Here is a 1,500-nt window from a genome sequence, read left to right on the forward strand (position 1 = left end):
GTCTGGTGGCGATAGCGAAAAGGTCACACCCGTTCCCATACCGAACACGGAAGTTAAGCTTTTCAGCGCCAATGGTAGTTGAGGGTTTCCCTCTGTGAGAGTAGGACGTCGCCAGGCACCTGAAAGAGAGTAGTCAACATGACTACTCTCTTTTTTTATAATTTTTTTCGCGGAAGTTTACTTCTTTAGTCATTTCCTATAAGATGTAAGTAATACCAAGTCTGATTGATTGGAGTGATATAGTTGCAAGAAACTAATGTTCTAGCTAAGTTTACAGAATGGCTTAAACAAGTAGGGAAATCACCTAGCACGGTCTCAACATATCAACGTGAAATTCAAAAATATCAAGACTGGCTCCAACAATATTCGATTTATTTAGAGGACATATCACAAAAGGATGTTCAATCATATGTTTCCTTTTTAGAGCAGCAGGGGAAAAGTCCGGTAACTATTGATAAAATACTTGGAGCGATTCGTACCTTTGCAAAATTCTTAAAGAAACCTGATATCATCATTGATATAACTGTGGTTCCCGTAGAGAAAAAAGACGAAATTGAAGTGTTAACCACTTTTGAATGTGACCAACTTGTCCGTGAAGTAAAAAAGGATGGACATAATAGAAACATTGCTATTGTCTATTTATTACTTCATACGGGTATTAGAGTGTCAGAATTATGTTCTCTAAATAAGTCTGATATTGATTTCGAAAGAAATCTAGTGTTAGTAAAACATAACTCTACTGGTGAAGAAAGAGCGATACCATTATCTGATGAAGCTAGGGCTTATTTGGAAAATCATATAGAATTAAATCGTATCGAAGATGCTTTGTTTGTTTCTAAATCCAACGAACGACTTTCTGAGAGATCGGTTCAATATATGCTTAAAAAGTATCAAGTGAATCCTCACAAATTAAGGCATACTTTTTGTCAGCGACTTATTGATAAAGGAGTTGCTTTAGAAATAGTATCTGAATTAGCAGGTCATAAAGATATTAATGTAACAAAAAGATACGCAAAATCTAGAATGAAGCAACTAGAGTTAGAAAAGGCCATTCAGAATACTTTTTCTAATGATACACTAGGTTAGGTTGTTTTAAAATATCGGTTCTGTAACTAAAGCCATGTACGAGTGTACATGGCTTTTAGTAATTCTTATCAAAAAGTTGTTGTATTATGTATAGGAATTATGTAAGATATTCTTTGGCTTCAAAAATTTGAAGTCTCTTCAAAAAATAATTCGAATACAGAAGTTGACTTCTGCGAATTAAGATGATATAGTAATACATGTAGCCGACAACAACGACTTGAAAATAACGTTCAAAAAAGTTTTTCGTAGAAGTTGACAACGGTGAAGAGATGCGGTATGATAATCAAGTGCTTAATTGAACCTTGAAAACTGAACAAGACAACAAACGTCAACGTTAATTCAAAGTTTTAACTTTTAAGAGCTAATCTTACTCTTTATTGGAGAGTTTGATCCTGGCTCAGGACGAACGCTGGC

The 1,500-nt window shown here is 34.7% G+C and carries 1 protein-coding gene and 1 rRNA gene; both read left to right on the top strand.

The window, feature by feature from the left end; all coding sequences use genetic code 11:
• Position 1 precedes the first annotated feature (1 nt).
• A 5S ribosomal RNA gene (gene rrf / locus ACGLXV_RS24900) occupies positions 2–117 on the top strand.
• A gap of 126 nt (positions 118–243) precedes the next feature.
• Positions 244–1,086, top strand: a complete 843-nt coding sequence (locus ACGLXV_RS24905) for a tyrosine-type recombinase/integrase (protein WP_391560763.1) — start codon at positions 244–246, stop codon at positions 1,084–1,086.
• Positions 1,087–1,500: the final 414 nt, after the last annotated feature.

It is taken from the genome of Robertmurraya sp., assembly GCF_036676585.1.
Taxonomy (GTDB): domain Bacteria; phylum Bacillota; class Bacilli; order Bacillales; family Cytobacillaceae; genus Robertmurraya_A.